The sequence below is a fragment of the Brevibacillus sp. NRRL NRS-603 genome (assembly GCF_003013445.1).
Classification (GTDB): Bacteria; Bacillota; Bacilli; order Brevibacillales; family Brevibacillaceae; genus Brevibacillus; species Brevibacillus formosus.
The window spans coordinates 1-1,447 of the sequence record NZ_PXZN01000087.1 but is presented as its reverse complement, the minus strand read 5'-3'; the positions used below and the strand labels follow the sequence as shown (position 1 = coordinate 1,447).

The window sequence follows — 1,447 nt, the reverse complement described above, 5'->3', positions numbered from 1 at the left end:
ATGGCGTACATGATCATCATAACACTTGCATGCACAGTTGGTGGATTTTTTTTCGGGGCCCACTATATGAAGACACAATTAGAGTCGGAACAAGCCGCCGTACTCGAAGCTGAGAAAAAGGAAGCCGAAAAAGAAAAACTGCTGCGTGAGCAAAAGCTGTACAACGAACAGGACTTTATCCGATTTTACTATGCCGTTTATGCACCGCTTCTTGATCTGAAGCAAGCACATTTTGATACGATGGGTAAATGGAATCAAATGAGCGAAAGTGAACGGACTGAAGGCTTGAAGCAGCTCAGCAAATTAGCTGACCAGACAAGGAAAGAGCTGGAGAAAAACGTTCCCCTGCCGACGTCCCCCATGCTGAGACAAGCTCACACCACTTTTACGAACAGTGTACGGGCGTATTTGGATAGTATGGAGCAGATTCGTTCCGATCAAAATAATGCTACGCCTGCTTCCATTGGAGCTAACCTGACGCTTTTCCAAAATAACTGGCTAACGGCACAAGAAATGGTGTATCACTCCATCGCGTCATGGGAATCGGCTTATGTGGTGAAACAAGCCATGCCGAAGCAAGTACCTGGGACCGTTAACACCGCGCAATGGAAGCAGTATCCGTTCCATTACCGCACCTATCTCGCAGCTGTTGCCATGTCAGCGAGCAATCAATGGAGCAGCTATAATCCTGAGGACCTGACTGCAAGACTTGATTTGCTCATCGCATCTAACGAAGTTCAAGCACTAGGAATCAAGGATTTAGCCGCTGCCGTGAAGATTTTAAACGCGACAGATGCAGTATCTGCGGGAGATTTTAAACGCTTGAATACACAGCTCTACTCCGTGCTGAAGGCACCTGAAATCCCTCTTTATAAGTAGTCGTACATTTTTAGACTGATTCAATCTTGAAATCTTGTCACCAAGAGCATACAATGGTCTATGATAGTGGACGTACCACTTCGGTATGGGAGGTGAAACCACGATGACTACATGGGTAGATAAAGATACTTGTATTGCTTGCGGTGCTTGTGGCGCCACGGCTCCTGACGTCTTTGATTACGACGATGAGGGCCTTGCGTTCAACAAGTTGGATGACAACTCTAACAGTGTTGAAATCCCGGATATCCTGCATGACGATGTTCGTGATGCTGCTGAAGGATGCCCGACCGACTCTATTAAAGTGGAATAGTATTCCATCTACTAATGGAAGAGACCTCTTACGTACTCCGGTATGTAAGAGGTTTTTCATTATGCCCTCCCCCTCCCGTAAACCGATGATCGACAACTTCCCGTTCTTTCTTTTGTGATTTTTCGATAAGATAAAGCAACAGCAAAAACCGAACATTAAAATGCGTTTTTTCCATTTTTTGTGATGTCAATATCTTAATGTTCGTGTTTTGGTTATTTCCGATGTGTTTCCAGCATAAAAACAAGCATTATTCACGAA

2 protein-coding genes are annotated in these 1,447 nt (G+C 44.8%); both read left to right on the top strand.

What is annotated here, in order from left to right; genetic code table 11:
• The coding region (locus tag C7R94_RS28220) for a hypothetical protein (RefSeq protein WP_106785875.1) at positions 1-879 on the top strand (879 nt) is incomplete at its 5' end.
• 103 nt (positions 880-982) lie between these two features.
• Positions 983-1,189 (top strand): ferredoxin, encoded by a 207-nt coding sequence (locus C7R94_RS28215; protein WP_047068940.1) that lies wholly within the window; start codon positions 983-985, stop codon positions 1,187-1,189.
• Positions 1,190-1,447 lie beyond the last annotated feature (258 nt).

Coding starts and splice junctions, on each gene's coding strand:
- C7R94_RS28215 (WP_047068940.1), top strand. CDS start 983: ATGACTACATGGGTAGATAAAGATACTTGTATTGCTTGCGGTGCTTGT.